The following is a 19396-nucleotide window of genomic DNA, read 5'->3' on the forward strand; positions in this document are numbered from 1 at the left end:
GAACCGAAGTTCGCGCGCCCTGCCCGTTCGATCCGGGATTTTCTTCAGCTCAGCTTTCGAAGTGGAAGGCGAGCCGCTTGCCGGTGAGCTTGCCAAGCTGTTGCAGGCGCCCATCCAGTCGTTCGCCGGAAAACTCTGAGTAGGCGGCCGGAACCACGATTTCCAGATCCACGTCCGGCAGAGACGATTTGCGGAACGTCAGGTTCCGCGCAACGCCGGGCATCGATGCCGAGAAGAGATAGGCGACACGCAAGAGGCCACCGAGCAGCTTCGCCAGCTCCAGCAGGCGCGGCGTGGTGATCCCGGCAAGCGCGTTCGTCGCGCCGTCATCATTCAGGCCTTCGAAGCGGTAGTAGTTGGAAAGCGCGATATAGGCGCGGCCGGCGTGGGTGATTCCTGAGAAGGTCGAGTGGGCGATGATGTTCAGCGCCTGCAGGCCGCGATAATCCGGATGCGCGCGCCAGCTGATATCGGCGAGCAGGCAGGCGGCCTGGCGATACCGGCTTTCCTCTTCCGTCTCCTCGATCCCGAAGAACGGCACCATGCGGCCGGTCCAGTCGGCCAGTTCACGGGCGTGCTCGGGCGAGCGGGCCCGCAGGATGGCAATCTCGTTCGCCGCCGTCAGCAACGGATCCTGGGCGCGTTCCTCGTCCTTGAGCAACGAGAACAGATAGCCTTCGCGCACGCCGAGCGCCGAGAAGGAAATCCGCTCCGGCTTCATGATCGACAGCGCCTCCTGCATGGCGATCGCGCCAAAGGGCAGAAGGCTGCGGCGGCTCTTCGAGATCGTCGAATAGGCCGAGGGTTTGATGTTCTTCGGCTCGATCACTTCCGGCAGCAGCGCCATCGCCTCGCCATAGGAAATCTCGTAGCCCTGCATCATGTGCAGCGGATAGTCGCGGATCTCCATGTGCAGCTTGGCGATCGAGCGCCAGGTGCCGCCGACGGCATAGAAGGTACGCCCGGTGCCGGTCTTCAGCACCGGCGAATTCTTCATGAACTTGCGCACCCAGGTACGCGCTTTCGTCAACGAGCCGTTGCTGTGTTCGAACAGACGAATGCCGCCGAGCGGCAGGGTGATGCCCTTGCCGATCTTCGTGCCGGAGACGTCGACGAGTTCCAGGGAGCCGCCGCCAAGGTCGCCAACGACACCATCTGGATCGTGATAGCCGCTGACGATGCCCATCGCGGAGTAATAGGCCTCCTCCTCGCCGGTGAGGATGCGGACCTTGTGACCGAGAATCGCCTCCGCCTTCTCGATGAAGGCCGGGCCGTTGCTCGCCTCACGTGCGGCGGCCGTCGCCAGCACATACATCGACGTCGCACGCGCCTGCTTGGAGAGCGCGTGGAAGCGATGCAGCGCCTTCAGCGCGCGCTCGACGCTTTCTTCGTCCATTCGTCCGGTGGCATCGATGCCCTTGCCGAGACCGCACATCACCTTTTCGTTGAACAGCATGGCCGGCGAACGGCTCAGGCCTTCATAGACGACAAGGCGGATGGAGTTCGAACCGATATCGATAACAGAAACCGGGCGGATGCCGGGCAGACGCCCCTGCGCTTCAGACTCGACCATGCAATTCCAGTTTATTTGTGCCAGCCGCTTTTCCAGCCGGCTATGAGCTTCGGTGCGCTGGACTTCAGGGCCTCACCCCGGCCGGAGAGGCTGGGATTGGTCATGAAATAGTGCTGTGCGTTGAAAGGCTCGGCGTCCTTGCCGACTTCCATCCGGCGAGACGTGCCATCAGGAAGAATTTCGTAGCTCTGCTGGTTGTCGATGAGATTGCCCAGCATGATCTGCGACAGAACCTGTTCGTGCACAGTCCGGTTGATGAGAGGCACGAGCGTCTCGACCCGCCGGTCCAGATTGCGCGGCATCATATCCGCCGAGCCGATATAGACAAGGGCATTTTCCGATGGAAGCCCATGGCCGTTGCCGAAGCAGAATATGCGGGAATGTTCGAGGAAACGGCCGACGATGGACTTGACGCGAATATTGTCGGACAGACCCGGGACCTGCGGACGCAGGCAGCAGATGCCGCGCACCACGAGATCAATCTCGACGCCGGCGCGGCTCGCCTTGTAGAGCGCATCGATGATTTCCGGATCGACCAGCGAATTCATCTTCATCCAGATCGCTGCCGGGCGGCCGGCCTTGGCATGCTCAATCTCTTCGTCGACGTGCCTGAGGATACGCGGGCGCAGGGTGTGCGGCGAGACGGCGAGCTTCATGCCCGCTTCCGGCTCGCCATAACCGGTGATGAAATTGAAGATGTTCGCCATGTCGTGGGCGATCACCGGGTTGCAGGTGAAGAACGACAGGTCGGTGTAGATCTTCGCCGTTACCGGATGGTAGTTGCCGGTGCCGAGGTGGCAGTAGGTCCTGAGCTTGCCCTCTTCGCGCCGGACCACCATCGACATCTTGGCATGGGTCTTCAATTCGATGAAGCCGAAGACGACCTGCACGCCGGCGCGTTCGAGGTCGCGCGCCCAGCGGATGTTGGCTTCTTCGTCGAAACGGGCCTTGAGCTCGACCAGGGCCGTCACCGACTTGCCGGCCTCGGCCGCGTCGATCAGCGCGCGCACGATCGGGCTGTCGTTGGAAGTCCGGTAGAGCGTCTGCTTGATGGCGACGACGTCCGGGTCGCGCGCCGCCTGCAACAGGAACTGCACGACGACGTCGAAGGATTCATAGGGGTGGTGGACCACCATGTCCTTTTCGCGGATCGCGGCCAGGCAATCGCCGGCATGTTCGCGCACGCGCTCGGGAAAACGCGGATTGTAGGGCTCGAAGCGCAGGTCGTCGCGCGGCGCCTTGGTGATCTCCGAGAGCGTGTTGAGCGCCAGGAGCCCCGGCAGAACGGCGATGCGGTTTTCCGGAACGCCAAGTTCCTGCACGACGAACTGGCGCAGTGACGCCGGCATCTCCGAATCCGTCTCGATGCGGATCACCGAACCGCGGCGACGGCGCTTCAGCGCCGTTTCGAAGAAGCGTACCAGGTCTTCGGCTTCTTCCTCCACCTCGATATCGCTGTCGCGGATGATGCGGAACGTACCGGAACCCTTGACCTCGTAGCCGGGAAACAGCCTGTCGATGAACTGGCTGACGACGTCTTCAAGCGTGATGTAGCGGATGACATTCTTGACATCGGGCAACCGGATGAAGCGATCGAGCGCCACCGGCAGGCGCAAGAGCGCGGTCATCGGCTCGCGGCCGGTCTTGCTGACGAGCTGCAGACCCATCGAGAAGCCGAGGTTTGGAATGAACGGGAACGGATGGGCCGGGTCGATCGAGAGCGGCGTCAGCACCGGGAAGATCGACTGGTCGAACTCGTTGGCAAGCCAGCTCCTGTCCTGCGCCGACAGTGATGCCGGACGCACGATCAGGATGTCTTCCTTGGCGAGATACTGCTGCAGGACGGCCAGCGAGGCCTGCTGTTCCATCTGCAGGTTGTCGATTTCCTTGAGGATGTCTTCGAGCTGCTCGACCGGGGTCTTGCCGTCGGGCGAACGCATGGAAAGTCCCTGGCGCACCTGGCCTTCCAGACCCGCGACGCGCACCATGAAGAACTCGTCGAGATTGGCGGCTGAGATCGACAGAAAGCGGATGCGCTCCAACAGCGGATGTGCGGTGTTCAGCGTCTCTTCAAGCACCCGACGATTGAACTGCAGCCAGGAGAACTCGCGATTGATGAAGCGCTGCGGGCTGGCCAGCAGATCGACATCCTCCACCGCTGCCTGGTTTTCGTTCACCGCCGATACCGCGTTGTCCATGCTCATCCGATCCCATTGCTCCGGTTGCACCGGCTATCTCAGTTTGACGACGGTTCTGTGACAGTCAATCGGAACGCCGCTGATTCCCCAGTTCTTCGAGAACTTCCGAAGCGAGCGCCCGGCTGAGCTTGGTGCTACGGGAAAGTGCCAGATGGTCGATGCGTTCGACGATCGTCTGCGCCGCCTCGAGCGACCGCTCCATGCGCTGAACGATGTAACCCACAAGCCGCTCGTCGACGAAGAGCTGGCGGTCGGCGAAGAGCTTGATCAGCACTTGCGTCAGCAACTCGTCATCCGGCTCGCCGATCTCGACGACGGTCGCAGCCTTGAGGCGAGAACGCAGATCCGGCAGGGTCACCGGCCAGGACATCGGCCACAGCCGGGTCGTCATCAGCAGACCGGTGCCATGCTGGCGCACATTGTTGATGACGTGGAACAGCGTCGTGTCGTCAAAGCCGCTGCGGTCGGCGTCCTCGAAGAGAACGGGCCGTTCAGCCGCGATGACGGCAGCATCGGAACCGGCGAGCGGGTGGATGACCTCAGCTCCTGCCCGCTCCTTCCAGATACTGGCAAGGTGCGATTTGCCCGAGCCGACCGGCCCGGCGATGATGACCACCGGCGAGGGCCAGTCCGGCCAATGGTCGACGATCGCGATCGCCGCGCTCAGTCTGTCGGAGACGAGCAGGTCTTCACGGCCCGTCGCCGGGTCGTGGCCAAAGGCCAGGGGGATTTGTTCAAATGGGCGTTTTGTCATGCTGTACTCGGGACAATCGTCGGAAATCAGGCGGCCTTGTCGCTCTTCGCCTTCTTTTCCACTGCCTTGCCGTGCCCGTGATAGAGATCGCTATCAAGGTACCGCTGGATGCCGAAGCGGACAAGCACACCGATGGCCGCTGCCGCCGGCACCGCCACCAGCAGGCCAACGAAGCCGAAGAGCGCGCCGAAGGCGAGCAGGGCAAACATCAGCCAGACCGGATGCAGGCCGACGCTCTTGCCCACCAGCTTCGGCTGGAGGATGTTGCCCTCCATGAACTGGCCGCTGAAGAAGACGGCAAGCACAAGGCCGATCCAGAGATAGTCCGGCCAGAACTGCACCAGGGCGACGCCAACGGCAAGCACGAGGCCGACCATCGAGCCGACATAGGGGATGAAGCTGATCATGCCGGCGAAGAGGCCGATCAGCAGGCCGAAATTGAGGCCGACCAAAGACAGGCCGATACCGTAATAGAGGCCGAGAATGACGCAGAGCGAGCCCTGACCGCGCACGAAACCGGCGATCGTCGCGTTCATGTCGCGGGCGATCTGGCGCACATCCGAGACGTAGTCGCGCGGCACCCAACTGTCGACCTTCTCCACCATCCGGTCCCAGTCGAGCAGGATGTAGAAGGCGACGACGGGGGTCACGACGAGCAGCGAAATGACGTCGAGCAGTGCCACGCCGGAGTTCCAGATCTGCTGGAAGAGCGTGCCGACGAAGGCCGCCCCCTGCTCCAACAGCTTGCCTGAACTCTGCTTGATCGACGGCATCTGGCTCGCCAGCCAATCGGGAATGAGCCGCGTCTGTGCTTCATTGACGAGCACCTGCAACTTGGACGCATAGCCGGGGATGTTCGCAATGAAGTCCGAAGCCTGGCTGACGACCACGGGAATGATGATCATCAGCGCCAGCACGAAGACGACGACGAAACCGATCAGAATGACGACCGTCGCCATCAGGCGACTGAGGCCGAGGCGCTCGAGACGGTCGGCCACCGGATCGAGGAAATAGGCAAGCGCCATGCCGGCAAGGAACGGCAGCAGGATAGAGCTGAAGACCATGAGGAAGGCAATGAAGGCGCCAAGCACCAGCATCCAGAAGATGACCTGGCGCTGCAATCCGGAACCACTGACCTTGATATCCATGACACTCCCTTAGACCACGATCATCTGGGGTCGGATCGACCCAAAATCATAAACGCGGTCGTTTCTCATCAGCGAAAGCGGGATGCGGGCGGGGAACCGCACACTCTTCCTCATCTCGCTCTCGCGCGCTGCACGCGCCGAACGCGTATCACAACCCTTTAGAGGAGATAGGGGGCGGCGCGGGCGCCGGTCAAGTCCAACCGGGCGGCACCGCGCGGTTTGGAGCCATGCTGTTCGTTTCTACCGTGGGATATGGGCAAAATGTTGAAAAAACGCCGCCAATGCCTGCTCTCGGCTTGCACTCCCTTGCCTGCCGTGCCAATCGCATCCGCAAAATACCTGTCGCACGACGAGCCTTGGAGAACGAGCATGAGCCAGTCGGGAAAGAACGGCCTCACCTATAGCGACGCGGGCGTGGATATCGACGCCGGTAACCTGATGGTCGAGAAGATCAAGCCGCATGTGCGCTCGACGCGGCGCCCCGGCGCCGATGGCGAAATCGGCGGCTTCGGCGGCCTGTTCGACCTGAAGGCGGCAGGCTTCACCGACCCGGTTCTGGTTGCTGCCAATGACGGCGTCGGAACCAAGCTCAAGATCGCGATCGACGCCAACAAGCATGACACCGTCGGCATCGACCTCGTCGCCATGTGCGTCAACGACCTGGTGGTCCAGGGCGCCGAGCCGCTGTTCTTCCTCGACTACTTCGCAACCGGCAAGCTCGATCCGGACCAGGGTGCGGCCATCGTCGCCGGCATTGCCAGCGGCTGCCGCGAGGCGGGCTGTGCGTTGATCGGCGGCGAGACCGCCGAAATGCCGGGCATGTATTCGGGCGGCGATTATGACCTCGCGGGCTTTGCTGTCGGCGCTGCCGAACGCGGCCAGTTGCTGCCGGCCGGCGACATCTCCGAAGGCGACGTCATCCTCGGCCTCGCCTCGTCGGGCGTCCACTCCAACGGCTATTCGCTGGTGCGCAAGATCGTCGCGCTCTCGGGCCTTGCCTGGGATGCCCCTGCCCCGTTCGGCGAAGGAACGCTTGCCGATCTCCTGATGACGCCGACGCGCATCTATGTGAAGCCGCTCCTGAAGGCGATCCGCGAAACCGGTTCGATCAAGGCGCTTGCCCACATCACCGGCGGCGGCTTCCCCGAAAACATTCCGCGCGTGCTGCCGAAGCATCTCGCTGCCGAGATCGACCTCGACGCGATCAAGGCGCCGAAGGTCTTCTCCTGGCTCGCCCAGACCGGAGGCGTTGCCGCCAATGAAATGCTGCGCACCTTCAATTGCGGCGTCGGCATGATCGCCGTCGTTCCGGCCGACAAGGCTGCAGAGGTTTCCGCCGCGCTGACCGGCGAAGGTGAGACCGTCTTCACCCTCGGCCGTATGGTGGCCCGCGACGAAGGTGCTGCCGGCACGATCTACAAGGGCAACCTCGCTCTATGACGACTGAGGTCTCGACGGGCAAGAAGCGGGTCGTCGTCTTCATTTCGGGCGGCGGCTCCAACATGCTGGCGCTGGCCAAAGCGGCAGCCGAGCCGGGCTTCCCGGCCGAAATCGTCGCGGTCATCGCCGACAAGGCGGATGCCGGCGGCCTCGCCAAGGCGGCGGCATTGAGCATTCCGACACGCAGCTTCCTGCGCAAGGATTTCGACAGCAAGGACGCCCACGAGGCAGCAATCCTTGCCGAGCTCGACCGCCTGTCGCCCGACATCATCTGCCTGGCCGGCTACATGCGGCTGCTCTCCGCGACGTTCATCCAGCGCCATGAAGGACGGATCCTCAATATCCACCCCTCGCTTTTGCCGCTTTTCCCTGGCTTGCACACCCATCAGCGCGCCATCGACGCCGGTATGAAAGTTGCCGGCTGCACAGTGCATTTCGTCACCGAAGGCATGGACGAAGGCCCGATCCTGGCGCAGGCGGTGGTTCCAGTTGTACCCGGCGACACATCGGAAAGCCTTGCGGCGCGGGTACTGACCGTCGAGCACCGCACCTATCCGATGGCGCTTCGGCTGATGGCCGAGGGCAAGGTGCGCATGGAAGGCGGCCGCGCGGTGAGCCAGAGCGCTGCCGAAGCGAGCGACACGCTGATCTCACCGGCGGCCTGACTAAATCAAATCGTCACTTCGCCGACGCCAGCCGGCGATCGAGGGCATCAAGCACGCGCCGTGTCAGCGCCGGATAGTCCTCGTCGAAATGGTGACCACCGTCGATCCCAATGACGTCGACGCCTGTGCCCTTCAATTCGGGGCAGGCATCATCCTCTTCGTCCATTCCGTAAATGCACTGCACAAGCGCCGGATCGATGCGCTTGATGTCGTCGAGCGGATCACCGCCCTTGCCATCGCCTTCCGCGCCCAGCCAGCCGAGCACCGAGACCTTGTAGTCGACCATGTGCGACAGCGCCATCAGCGTCACCTGGCGCACATGCGCCTTTTCGCCCGGCGGCAGCAGGTTGAAGGTTCGAGGCAGGACATCGGCACCGAAGGAATAGCCGATCAGCAGAACGTTGCGGACGTTCCAGTGCTTGCGGTAGTAGCTCATCACCTTGGCGAGATCGTCCGCCGTCACCTGGGGATCGCGCTCCGACCAGAAATAATGCAGTGAATCGAAACCGACGACGGGAACACCCTGCTGCTGGAGGACGTCGCCGACCTCCTTGTCGATGTCACGCCAGCCGCCGTCACCCGAATAGATCACCGCCATCGTATCGCGCGTCGGCTTGGCGTCGAGAATGGTCAGCGGTAGGCCGAACGGATTGCCGGCGTCGCTCTCGCTGTCGATGATGTCAGTGAGGTGGCCGGACAAGGTCGTGAAGGCGTCATCGTCGCTGTCCTCCTGATCGACATCCGGGTGTTTCGCGATGAGCGCGGCCACATGCGAACGGCCATCCGCGGAGGCTTCCGGCGAGAAGACGACGGAGACCGGGTCCGGCAGGGGGCCGTCGGTCAAGCCGTAGACCATGCGGTCGCCTTTCTTCACCTTCTCGGCCGGCGTGCAGAGCTGCTTCTTGAGCGCTATCCCCTCTTCCGGGTCCACCGCCAGCGTCTGGCCGATTGTGGCCGGTGGCGTCTGGGCGGCAATCGCGAGCGCCATGGCGCCACCGGCGCCGACACCGGCGACGATGGGCAGTTGGTATGAATCGCTGCCGATGGCGCGCTGTACCTGCTGACTGAGCGACTCGATGTCGGAGACCATGTAGATGCAGTCGCCGTCATCCTTGGCGAGCGACGCGAGGTAGGCCTTGAGATCGACACCGATCACAACGGTCTTGTCACTTGTGAGCGCATCGGCAACGGCCTGCTCCTTGTCCGTCCAGCCACCAGCATCCGAAAGCAGCACGACGAGTGCGGCCGCCTTTTCCTTGGGGAGCATGATGCGCGGCGACGGGATCATCCCGGTATCGTAGCTCTTCGGCGCGTCTTCCGCGAGAGCGGGAAGAATGGAAGCCGAAAGCAGCAGCGCCGCCGAGGTGAGACATTTCCAGGCGTTCGCGACACGGATCATTTCTTCACCACTCCTTTGAGACCGCCGCCGATCAGGAATGTCGCATCCATCAAGGCGAGGATCGGATTGATGCCGCCACTGGCGACAAGATACCGCGGTTGCCACTGCGGATGAAACTTCGATTTGAAGGCACGCAAACCCTTGAAGTTGTAGAAGCGCTCGCCGTGTTCGAAGAAGGTACGGCCGGCCCGGTCCCACACCGGCGCAATCTGGCGCGTCGACATGCCTGAAAGTGGCGCCATGCCGAGATTGAAGGCACGAAAGCCTTCGGCCTTCAGGTATTCCATAACTTGGGCGAAAAGAAAGTCCATCGCCCCTTTGGGCGCATCCGGGGAGAAGCGCATCAGATCGACGGTGCCCTCTTCCTTCGTCGCTGTCACGAGAATGTTGGCGAAGGCGACGATGCGACCGCCGCTGGTCAGGATGGCAACCGGCTGCTCGGTCAGATAGTCGGGATCGAAGGCGCCGAGCGAGAAACCTTTTTCCTTGGCATTGTGGTGCGCAAGCCAGGCATCGGAAACTTCCGTCAGGTCCGCCATGATCCCCGGAACGTCCGCCGGCGACACGACGCGAAACTCAAGACCGTCACGTTGAGCGCGGCTAACCTGTTGCCGCAAGTTCGCCCATTTGCCGCCCTTCATCTCGAAGCGGGCGAGATCGACGCGCGCCAGTTCACCGAGCCGGAAAGCGCGTAGCCCCGCATCGGCGTAATAGGCGAGCCCTTCGGGCGAGACCTGGTAGAAGACCGCCCGGCAACCGGCGGCACGCGCCTTCTCGATGAAATGCCAGATCAATTCCGGCCAGGCGTCGATCGGGCCGACCGGATCAAAGAGTGCGATCCACGAACGGGCCCGCTGGCCGTACATGATGAAGGCTCTTCGATCAGCCGAGAACAGGATGCTCTTGTCGCCCATGCGCACCAGATTGGCGTCGGACATATTCTGTGCCTCGACGATCGCCAAAGCCCGTTCCATCGCGTCGTTGGAGGCGGGTTCGACCGACCCTGCAGCAGGCCGCATCAGGCTCCAGATGGCAAGCATGCTGGCGCCGATGGTCACGCCCAAGAGCGCCCGCAGCCCGCGCGGCGCCTCGGCCGAGAATTCGAACTGCCACCAGAGTTCGTGGCTGTATTCGACATCGCGGTAAACGAAGAGCAGGACGACCAGTCCGCCTAGGCAGATGACCCCGAGCGCCGTGAGCCACGGTATGGTGAGCGCCTGACCGAAGAGCGAAGCCGGCCGAACGAACAGGCGCCGGCTGACGAGCAGCCCCAGCAGGAAGAAGGCGAGCATGCCTGCCTCCACCACCGCGATCGCCTTGATCAGCGACAGCAGCAGGGCGGCGATGGCAATCACGATCGATGCCCACCAGGCCCCATCGAGCCGCAGAGCAAGTCCGCGCGAGACGACGACGAGCGCCAGCCCGAGCAGGCTCGCGAGGAAATGCGCCCCCTCGACGATCGGCAGGGGCAGAAGACTTTCGAGAAATGCCAGATTTTCGTCCGGGGTGGGCGTCACGCTCGACAGCACGAGCATGATCGCCAGCACGATGCCGAGCGTCGCCAACAGCAGCGGCGTCATCCGCCCGCCAATACGCCGGACGCTGGAGGCGACGGGATGGCCGGCAAGCTGGCGAAGCTCGATACCGATGACGACGGCAATCGCGATCACCAGCGGCAGCACGTGATAGATCACGCGATAAAGCACCAGCGCGCCGAGAATGGTGTCGACATCGGTGTTGTGGCCGAGCGTCGCAATGATGATCGTCTCGAACACCCCGAGACCAGCCGGAACGTGGCTGAGGACACCGACGCCGACGGCCAGCGAGTAGACTGCAAGGAAAGCCGGCCAGCCGATGGTTCCGGCCGGCAGGAGCACGTAGAGCACGGTCGCCGAAGCGGCCAGATCGAGCGCCGTCACCAGGAACTGGCGCGAGACCGTGCGCGAATCGGGCAACCGCAGGGTCATGCGTCCCAGGCTCACCTCGCGGCCGTCGCGCGCCAGGAAGAACACGGAGAACAACCCGCCGAGGATGATGACTGCAATCAGGCGCAGGAACAGGGGATCGAGCCCTGTCATCGGCGCCACATATTCGCCCACCGCGAGCAGACTGAGACAGGTCACCGTCAGAAGGCCAAGCCCGAAGGCGAGCGTCACGAAGGCGATGATCCGGGCGATGTTTTCCGGCTCAATGCCGAGGCGGGAGTAGGACCGATAGCGGATCGCGCCACCGCTCAGCGCACCGAAGCCCGCGGTGTTGCCGACGGCATAGGCGCACGCGGCCGTCAGCGCCACATCGGCGTAGGGCAGTTTGCGCCGGACGTAGTCGAGCGCGCTGACGTCATAGAAGGTCAGCGCCAGGAAGCTCAATGCCGTGAAGAAAATCGCTGCCGCAACCGCCGTCCAGGGCGTGTCCGCCAGTGCCTGCACGACTTCGTCGTACTGAACTTCCGATGTCAGATGAAAGATCGCAAAGCCGAAGAGAGCGATCACAAAAAGCGTACCGGCGGCCGAAAAATAGCGACGGTTGCGGCGCAGGAAGGAGATCCAACCTCCCTCCGCCTGCTGCTCGTCGTCGGTTGCGCTTTCCGAGATGGAGGATGTCATGGGCGCCCATGTCAAATGATGAGAACATCAGCGCTTTAGCTTACCCGATACGGATCAAAAAGTGAAATATCCGTAATAAATTATATTCTTATAAAACAATAAGTTAGCCGATGAGCTCGTTGCGGTTTAGCTTGGCCCATTGCAACAGCATGATCGTCTTGGCGTCGCAGATCTCGCCGGTGGCGATCATCGCGAAGGCCTGGTCGAACGGTATTTCGAGAACTTCGATATCCTCGCCCTCATGCGCGAGCCCGCCGCCATCCCCCCGTTTTTCCGTGACGTCGATATGGCCGACGAAGAAGCTCGTGCGTTCGGTGATCGCGCCCGGGCTCATATAGGCATCGAAAAGGTGGGTGGCGCCCTCGACGTGGTAGCCGGTCTCTTCCAGGGCCTCGCGGGCGATCGCGACGTCCGGGGTGTCGTCGTCCAGCAACCCGGCCACCGCTTCGATCATGTAGGCAGGGTGCCCCTGCAGAAGCACGGGAACGCGCAGCTGCCGCACCAGCACTACGCTTTGCCGCCTGGCATCAACGAGCAGGATGGTCGCGGCACTGCCATGATCGTGAACCTCGCGCTTCAGCGTCGCGGTCACGCCGTTCGACATGTCCTGTTCGAGCGTCACCTCCTCGAGGTGGATGAACCCGTCCCAGAGCGTGCGTCGGCCGATGATCCTGACGCGCGGATCGTGATGTATGCTCATGCGAAATCCTTCATTGGCGGAAGCAATCCGGCCGCTCCGGCCTTAGACCGCCGCGCGTTCTAGTGAACATGTTCCGTTGCCGCGCGATCCTCGCGCTCCGTCTGCAAGGTCGTGTGGTGCAGGTCGAACTCCTGGCGCAAACGGCTCTCGATCGCCTGGCGCACCGCTTCACCATCGGCGCCCTCGGCGAGCACCACATGGGCGGTCAGCGACGGCTGGCTCTGGGTGATTGCCCAGAGGTGAAGGTCGTGCACCGAGGTGACACCGGGCACGGCCGCGATGGTCGCGTGGACATCGGCGAGCCGCATGCCCGGCGGCACCCCTTCGAGCAGGATGTTGACGCACTCCTTGAGGAGCACCCAGGTGCGCGGGAAGACCATGAAGCCGATACCGACCGCAAGCAGGGAGTCCACCCATTGCCAGCCGGTGAACCAGATGAGCGCCGCGCCGACTATGACGGCCAGCGACCCGAGCATATCGGACCAGACCTCAAGATAGGCGCCCTTGACATTGAGGCTCTCGTCCTTGTGGTTCGTCAGCAGCCGCATCGAAGCGAGATTGACGAGCAGGCCGATGATCGCGATCACCAGCATGCCGCCCGACTGGATTTCCTGCGGCTCCGACAGGCGCTTCCAGGCTTCGTAGAGAATGTAGAAGGCAACGGCGAGCAGGAGCAACGCGTTGAAGGCGGCGGCCAGGATTTCGAAACGCGCATAGCCATAGGTGCGCAACAGGTCGGACGGGCGGCGGCCCACATGGATGGCGACGAGCGCGATCGCCAGGGCGGCCGTGTCGGTCAACATGTGCATGGCGTCGGAGATCAGCGCCAGACTGCCGGTCAGCACCCCACCCACGACTTCGGCCAGCATGAAGCCGCCGGTCAGGCCAAGCGAAGCCCAAAGCCGGGAGACGGGCGTGCTGCTGACATCTGCATGGTGGTGGTCGCCGCTCATGGAGGGTTCCGTCGTTGAACAACCTGTTTTTAGCGCGCCAACCTGAGCCAGACCCTGTTGTCGTGGAAAGCGGCACCGCCATAGGGCGCCACGGCATCGGCACCGGTAAGCACGTTGATCCCCTCCCCGTCGAGATGGGCGCCGTTCGGCCACAGCCCCTCGGCGATCACGATGCCGCGGCGCGTTCCCCCGCCGATTTTTGCATGCAGGCGGATCTCGCCGCGTCGGTTGCCGAGCTGGACGACATCGCCATCGGCGATGCCAAGCGCCTCTGCATCGTCCGCATGGAGCATCACTTCCGGGCGCACTTCCTTCTGGATGGAGGACGGCGTCTCGGCAAAGGTCGAGTTGAGGAACGAGCGGGCCGGCGAGGTCGCGAGACGGAACGGATGCTCGGCGTCGGCCACCTCGATCAGATCGACGTGGTCAGGGAACTCCGGCAGTTCCGCGTGCGGCCCCTGAATGCCCATGGACTTCGGCGGCCGGTTCGGTGCGGGCGTTCCCGTCCAGTCCGCCTTGAAGCGAAACTTGCCGTCGGGATGGCCGAAGCCGTTGAGATAATGCGCGTCTTCGAAGGCTGGCTGACAGTCCAGCCACTTCTCTTGTCTCATCTCCTCGTAACCAATGCCGTAATTGGCAAGCAGCCGATCGATATGCTGGCGCTCGGTCAGGCCGAAGCCGGCATGGTCGGCAACGCCCAGGCGCTTGGCCAGTTCCTCGATGACGAAGAGGTTGGTGCGCACGGTCGAGGGCGGCTCCACCACCTTGGGTCCGATCAGGATATGCTGGTGACCGCCACCGCGATAGAGGTCGTCATGTTCGAGGAACATGGTGGCGGGCAGGACGATATCGGCGACCGCAGCCGTATCGGTCATGAACTGCTCGTGCACGGCGACGAAGAGATCGTCGCGCAGGAAGCCGCGTTTCACCAGCCGCTGTTCCGGGGCGACGTTCACCGGATTGGTGTTCTGGATCAGCATCGCCGTCACCGGCCCGCGATGGCGCAATGCTTCGGCGTCCCCGGTCAGTACGCGGCCGATCTGCGACTGGTCGAGCATGCGCACATCCGGATCGTGGAAGGCCGAGCCGACCAGCTCGCGCTTGTCGAGCTTGAAGATATCGTTGTTGGAGTGGAAGGCGCCGCCGCCTTCGTGCTTCCAGGAGCCGAGCACCGTCGCCACGGAGGTCGCCGCATGGATGGCGACGGCACCGTTGCGCTGGCGGGTGAAGCCGTAGCCGAGGCGGAAGTAGGTGCGTGGCGTTGTGCCGACGAGTTTGGCAAAGGCCTCGATCTCCTCGACCGAAAGCCCGGTGATGGCGGAAGCCCATTCCGGCCCGCGCGACTGGAGATGCGCCTCAAGCCCGGCCGGGTCGTCCGCGAACTTCGCCATATAGGCCCGGTCGGCATAGCCGTCGCGGAAGGCGATGTGCATGACGGCGCAGGCAAGTGCTGCATCGGTGCCGGGCTTCAGCACCAGCCCCATGTCCGCCTGCTTGACCGTCGGATTGTCGTAGATGTCGATGACGACGATCTTCGCGCCGCGATCCTTACGGGCTTTCACCGCATGGGTCATCACATTGACCTGAGTCGCGACCGCGTTCGTGCCCCAGATGACCACACAGTCGGCCTTGGCCATCTCGCGCGGATCGGGACCACGCAAGGCGCCGGTCGCCATGGTCAAGCCCGTCCAGGCCATGTTGGTGCAGATCGAGCCGAAGAAGCCGGAATAGCGCTTGGCGTGACGCAGCCGATCGATCGAGTCGCGCTGCACCTGGCCCATGGTTCCGGCATAGAAGTAGGGCCAGACGGCTTCTGCGCCATGCCTCTGCTCGGCGCGGATGAACTGATCGGCAATCTCGTCGAGCGCCGCTTCCCAGCTCACCTCCTGCCAGCTGCCCTCGCCCTTGGCGCCCTTGCGGCGCTGCGGCACCATGAGCCGGCCCGGATGGTAGATGCGCTCGGAGTAACGGGCCACCTTGGCGCAGATCACACCGGCGGTGTAGGTGTTGGCGGAAGCGCCACGCACGCGGCCAATCCGCCCTTCGGCGGTCAGGTCCACCTCCAGCGCGCAAGCGGAGGGACAGTCGTGCGGACAGACCGAATGACCGATCGATTTTTCTGCTTTGATGGGGGTCGCAACGTTCATGGCTTTTCTATATGGCATCGACAAACGGGCTCAAAGAGCCAATCGTCCACCCATCGAAACAATTGATCGGGGCCATCGGCGGCGCTCATGAACTATCGGCACATCTACCATGCGGGCAATTTTGCCGACGTCCTGAAGCACGCGGTGCTGGCGCGGCTCGTCACCTATCTCCAGCAGAAGGAGAAGGCATTCCGGGTGCTCGATACCCATGCCGGCATCGGCCTCTATGACCTCTCCAGCGAGGAAGCGCAGAAGACCGGGGAATGGCGCGACGGCATCGGCCGACTTCTCGAGGGTGAACTGCCCGCCGAGATCGCTGCCGTCCTCGCTCCCTATCTGGCGTCGATCCGCACGCTCAATCCCGGACCCGAGCTGACACTCTATCCTGGTTCGCCGAAGCTTGCCCGCATGCTCTTCCGTCCGCAGGACCGGCTTTCGGCGATGGAGTTGCATCCGGACGACTACGAAACGCTGCACCGGCTTTTCGACGGTGATTTCCAAAGCCGGGTTACCGAGCTCGACGGCTGGTTGGCGCTCGGCGCACATCTGCCGCCGAAGGAAAAGCGCGGACTGATCCTCGTCGATCCGCCCTTTGAAAAGGAAGGCGAATACGACCGCCTCGCCGAGGGCCTCGCGCGCGCCTACCGGCGATTTACCGGCGGCGTCTACTGCCTGTGGTATCCATTGAAGCAGGGCGCGCCGATCAAGGCATTCCACGAGACGCTGAAGGCGCTCGATATTCCGAAGATGCTGTGCGCCGAGCTTTCGGTCCGGAGCGACCGGGAGACCACCGGGCTTTCCGGCTCCGGCCTCATCATCGTCAACCCGCCTTTCACGCTGAAGGGCGAACTCGACCTGCTGTTGCCGTTCCTGAAAACCCGGCTGGCGCAGGATCGCTTCGCCTCTTCGCGCTGCTTCTGGCTGCGCGGCGAAGAACAGGCAACCGGAGGGGCTTGACGGGTGGCGGCCACACGCCGCAATCTTGAGTGACGACTTAGGGAGACGCCCATGACTCGCACGCTCGCCGCCAAGCTTCTCATTTCGCTTTCGCTCGCCGGCGCCGCAGCGCCGGGCGCTATGGCCGCCGACTACATCGGCGGTGCCCCAGCCCAGTCCTTCTACGATACCGGTGTTTGCAGCGAGGCGTCGGTGCTCGGCTTCATCACGTCCCGCTTCGAATACCGGGATGCGAACTATCTCCACGCCAATCTGTCGATCGCCGAGATCCGCAACACGGGACAAAGCAGGCAGGAGCTCCGCGACGAGACGCACCTGGTCGAACGCGAATATTGCCACGCCACCGCTGTGATGACGGACGGGTATCAGCGCTCGCTGTACTATGTCATCGAACGCCCCTGGGGCTTTGCCGGTGTCGGCCGCAGCATCGAGTTCTGCGTCGGCGGGCTTGATCCCTGGTACGTTTACGGTGCGCACTGCGCATCGCTTCAATAAAAATGGCGCCACTCCGGACTATGCGCCGGCTTTTGCCGGCGCTTTTCGTTGCGGCAAACTTGATCGGCTGCAGTGACCAGAACACCGAGAAAGCGCCGACGGCAACCAAAGGCGACAGCGCGAACACAGCCGCCGCGGTACCGATCGGCAGTGGTTTCGATTTTTACGTGCTGTCACTGTCCTGGTCGCCGACCTGGTGTGGCGACAATGATCCCAACGGGAAATCCAGCCAATGCGAGGCGGGATCCAATCGCGGCGTGATCGTGCACGGCCTCTGGCCCCAGAACGAAAAAGGATATCCGGACTTCTGCCCGACGCGGCAATCCGATCGTGTGCCGTCGTCGCTCGGCAAGCAGTATCTGGATCTCATCCCGTCCATGGGTCTGATCGGCCATCAATGGCGCAAGCACGGCACCTGCTCGGGCCTCAGCCAGGAGGACTATTTCGCCGTCACCCGCTCCGCGTGGAACCGGCTTGCGCTGCCGCCGGAACTCTCACCACCCCGACAGCAGACCAATTTGTCCGTCAACGCGATCGAAGTCGCGCTCGTCGCCAAAAATCCCGGCATGACGAAGGATGCCGTCGCCGTTACCTGTGAAGGCAACAGGCTCGAAGAAATCCGGATCTGCTTCGACAAATCGCTGAACTTCCGATCCTGCCCGGCTGTCGATCGCCAGGCCTGCCGGAAAGACAATGTGTCCCTGCCCCCGGCGCCGTAGCTGGCGGGGGATCGGAACGCAAACGATGCTCGCCTTGAAAACCGCAATTCCTGGAAAGAAAGACGTTCGATGAAGATACTGTACTCGCCCGCTTCGCCCTATTCGAACAAGGTTCGGATGGCCGCGCATTATGCCGGGTTTTCGGCGGACAGCGTGCTGACCGACACCGGTGCCAATCCCCCGGAACTGATCGCCAATAATCCGCTCGGCAAAATACCGACGCTCATCCTCGACGATGGCCGTTCGGTCTACGACAGCCGTGCGATCATGCATTTCATCGATCGGGACACCAAGGGCAAGCTCTACCCCAAGAACGCGGGTAAGCGGACCGACGTCGAGATCCTCGAAGCCTTGTGCGACGGCGTCTGCGACAGCCTACTCGCGATCGTCTACGAGAAGCGCTCGCACCCGCCGGAAAAGGTGCATCAGCCCTGGATCGACCGGCAATGGGAAAAGGTGGAACGCAGTCTCGACCACCTGAACGCCAATCTGCCGAAGACCGGAGCCAAGCTTCATGCCGGGCATTTCGCCCTTGCGGCGATGCTGCGTTACATCGAGTTGCGCTTCAGCGGCGAGTGGCAGCGCGGCCGTGCCAAGCTCAAGAACTGGCCGGCGAAGTTCGAAAAGCACTTCCCCGACTATTCCAAGTTCAAGGCCTAAAAAATCAGCCTGACAAACGTTAGGACATAAAAAAGGCCGGGTCACCCCGGCCTTCTTTTTGATCCGGCAAAAGCCGATCAGAACTTCACGCCCATACCGACGCGAACGCTGTGCTCGTCGTAACCGGAGGACACGTTGGTGCCGCCCATCTTGAAGTCCTTCGAGCCGTAGTCCGTGTAGCGGTACTCGACGCGTGCGGTGATGTTGTCGGTGACGAAGGTTTCCGCGCCAGCACCGGCGGTCCAGCCGACCATGGTGTTCGTGTCGGAAGCGCCACCAACGCTGCCCTTGGCCTGGCCGACGGCGAGACCGGCGGTGCCGTACAGCAGTACCGGGTTCAGATCGACACCGACGCGAGCGCGCAGCGAGCCGTTGACGCCCTGCTTCATGCGCAGGTTGCCCTTGGTCGAATCCTGGCCGGAGTAACCGATATCGGCTTCACCGCCGTATACCAGCTGGCCGCTCTGCACGTTGTAGCCGCCGTAGAGACCGCCGCCGAAACCAGCTGCCGTGTTGCTGCCGGTCGCGTCATGCTGACCATGGTGCCAATCGGCGGTACCACCGACATAGGCGCCCGACCAGTTCTTCACTGCCGGCTCGGTGTATTCGGCCTGCGGAGCTGCCGGAACTTCGTCGATCGCATCTGCAGCCTGGGCGGCCTGGAAGGCGATGAGGGTCATGGCGGAAGCCATGAGGGTGGTGGTGAGCGTACGCATAAATATTCTCCTTTTCGTACCGATGCGTCGTGGGCTTGGGGTCCCACAGTGAAACATCGGACAACTTTCAATTAACCCGCCCGGTTGAGCTGAAATTGGCCAGCAAATGAGGATTCACAAGAGCCAAAATGTGAAATTTTGGTGGCACAAACACGCCCGAAATTTGATGTTGCTTTGGAGCAACAGGGGATTTGTTAACCATATTTCAAGATTAACGAAAGTTATACTATATGCCTTCAAAATAATACAAATTACGCCAATTCCAT

Annotated in this window: 16 protein-coding genes; 6 read left to right on the plus strand and 10 right to left on the minus strand. The window is 62.7% G+C overall.

The features are described from left to right. Nucleotides 1–49 precede the first annotated feature (49 nt). From ppx to AB4Z53_RS16820, 4 genes are all read right to left on the minus strand, one after another. The gene (gene ppx / locus AB4Z53_RS16805; protein WP_441596681.1) at nt 50–1573 is read right to left on the minus strand and encodes an exopolyphosphatase; all 1524 of its coding nucleotides are present in this window, start codon (nt 1571–1573) and stop codon (nt 50–52) included. 11 nt (nt 1574–1584) lie between these two features. Beyond that, nucleotides 1585–3771: an RNA degradosome polyphosphate kinase gene (locus tag AB4Z53_RS16810; RefSeq protein ID WP_291156478.1), complete on the minus strand. Its 2187-nt coding sequence runs from the start codon at nt 3769–3771 to the stop codon at nt 1585–1587. Nucleotides 3772–3835: 64 nt separating this feature from the next. Then, nucleotides 3836–4525: a DnaA regulatory inactivator HdaA gene (hdaA, locus tag AB4Z53_RS16815; RefSeq protein ID WP_113536879.1), complete on the minus strand. Its 690-nt coding sequence runs from the start codon at nt 4523–4525 to the stop codon at nt 3836–3838. Nucleotides 4526–4551: 26 nt separating this feature from the next. After that, entirely contained in the window at nt 4552–5673 is a 1122-nt protein-coding gene (locus AB4Z53_RS16820) for an AI-2E family transporter (RefSeq protein WP_223726905.1), read from the minus strand. Nucleotides 5674–6042: 369 nt separating this feature from the next. Here AB4Z53_RS16820 and purM point away from each other — a divergent pair, with 369 nt between their 5' ends. Both purM and purN read left to right on the plus strand, forming a co-directional pair. Further along, a complete protein-coding gene (gene purM / locus AB4Z53_RS16825; protein WP_441596682.1) occupies nt 6043–7113 on the plus strand; it encodes a phosphoribosylformylglycinamidine cyclo-ligase in 1071 nt (356 codons plus the stop codon). Further along, a complete protein-coding gene (purN, locus tag AB4Z53_RS16830) occupies nt 7110–7778 on the plus strand; it encodes a phosphoribosylglycinamide formyltransferase (protein WP_441596683.1) in 669 nt (222 codons plus the stop codon). Before purM ends, purN begins: the two co-directional genes overlap by 4 nt. A gap of 13 nt (nt 7779–7791) precedes the next feature. On the opposite strand, the gene AB4Z53_RS16835 is transcribed toward purN, so the two are convergent. The 5 genes from AB4Z53_RS16835 to AB4Z53_RS16855 form a co-directional block, all read right to left on the minus strand. Continuing rightward, nucleotides 7792–9177, minus strand: coding sequence for a virulence factor family protein (locus tag AB4Z53_RS16835; RefSeq protein WP_441596684.1), 1386 nt, complete (start codon nt 9175–9177; stop codon nt 7792–7794). After that, the gene (mprF, locus tag AB4Z53_RS16840; RefSeq protein ID WP_441596685.1) at nt 9174–11783 is read right to left on the minus strand and encodes a bifunctional lysylphosphatidylglycerol flippase/synthetase MprF; all 2610 of its coding nucleotides are present in this window, start codon (nt 11781–11783) and stop codon (nt 9174–9176) included. Before mprF ends, AB4Z53_RS16835 begins: the two co-directional genes overlap by 4 nt. A gap of 103 nt (nt 11784–11886) precedes the next feature. Continuing rightward, on the minus strand, nt 11887–12483 hold the full coding sequence (locus AB4Z53_RS16845) for an NUDIX domain-containing protein (RefSeq protein ID WP_441596686.1): 597 nt from the start codon (nt 12481–12483) through the stop codon (nt 11887–11889). A gap of 59 nt (nt 12484–12542) precedes the next feature. Then, nucleotides 12543–13436 (minus strand): cation diffusion facilitator family transporter, encoded by an 894-nt coding sequence (locus AB4Z53_RS16850; protein WP_441596687.1) that lies wholly within the window; start codon nt 13434–13436, stop codon nt 12543–12545. Nucleotides 13437–13465: 29 nt separating this feature from the next. After that, nucleotides 13466–15601: a molybdopterin-containing oxidoreductase family protein gene (locus tag AB4Z53_RS16855; RefSeq protein ID WP_441596688.1), complete on the minus strand. Its 2136-nt coding sequence runs from the start codon at nt 15599–15601 to the stop codon at nt 13466–13468. A gap of 69 nt (nt 15602–15670) precedes the next feature. Between AB4Z53_RS16855 and AB4Z53_RS16860 the strand changes: the two genes are divergently transcribed. The 4 genes from AB4Z53_RS16860 (at nt 15671) to AB4Z53_RS16875 (ending at nt 18414) form a co-directional block, all read left to right on the plus strand. Beyond that, nucleotides 15671–16540, plus strand: a complete 870-nt coding sequence (locus tag AB4Z53_RS16860; RefSeq protein WP_113536870.1) for a 23S rRNA (adenine(2030)-N(6))-methyltransferase RlmJ — start codon at nt 15671–15673, stop codon at nt 16538–16540. Between the two features lie 51 nt (nt 16541–16591). Further along, nucleotides 16592–17035 carry a hypothetical protein gene (locus tag AB4Z53_RS16865; protein ID WP_441596689.1) on the plus strand — a complete coding sequence of 148 codons (444 nt, stop codon included), beginning with the start codon at nt 16592–16594 and terminating at the stop codon, nt 17033–17035. A gap of 20 nt (nt 17036–17055) precedes the next feature. After that, on the plus strand, nt 17056–17754 hold the full coding sequence (locus tag AB4Z53_RS16870) for a ribonuclease T2 family protein (protein WP_441596690.1): 699 nt from the start codon (nt 17056–17058) through the stop codon (nt 17752–17754). 69 nt (nt 17755–17823) lie between these two features. Next, a complete protein-coding gene (locus tag AB4Z53_RS16875) occupies nt 17824–18414 on the plus strand; it encodes a glutathione S-transferase (protein ID WP_441596691.1) in 591 nt (196 codons plus the stop codon). A 77-nt stretch (nt 18415–18491) separates the two neighbouring features. Here AB4Z53_RS16875 and AB4Z53_RS16880 read toward each other — a convergent pair whose 3' ends face one another. Continuing rightward, the gene (locus AB4Z53_RS16880) at nt 18492–19130 is read right to left on the minus strand and encodes an outer membrane protein (protein WP_113536866.1); all 639 of its coding nucleotides are present in this window, start codon (nt 19128–19130) and stop codon (nt 18492–18494) included. Nucleotides 19131–19396: the final 266 nt, after the last annotated feature.

This window comes from Ensifer sp. 2TAB8 (genome assembly GCF_052115125.1).
GTDB lineage: Bacteria > Pseudomonadota > Alphaproteobacteria > Rhizobiales > Rhizobiaceae > Ensifer.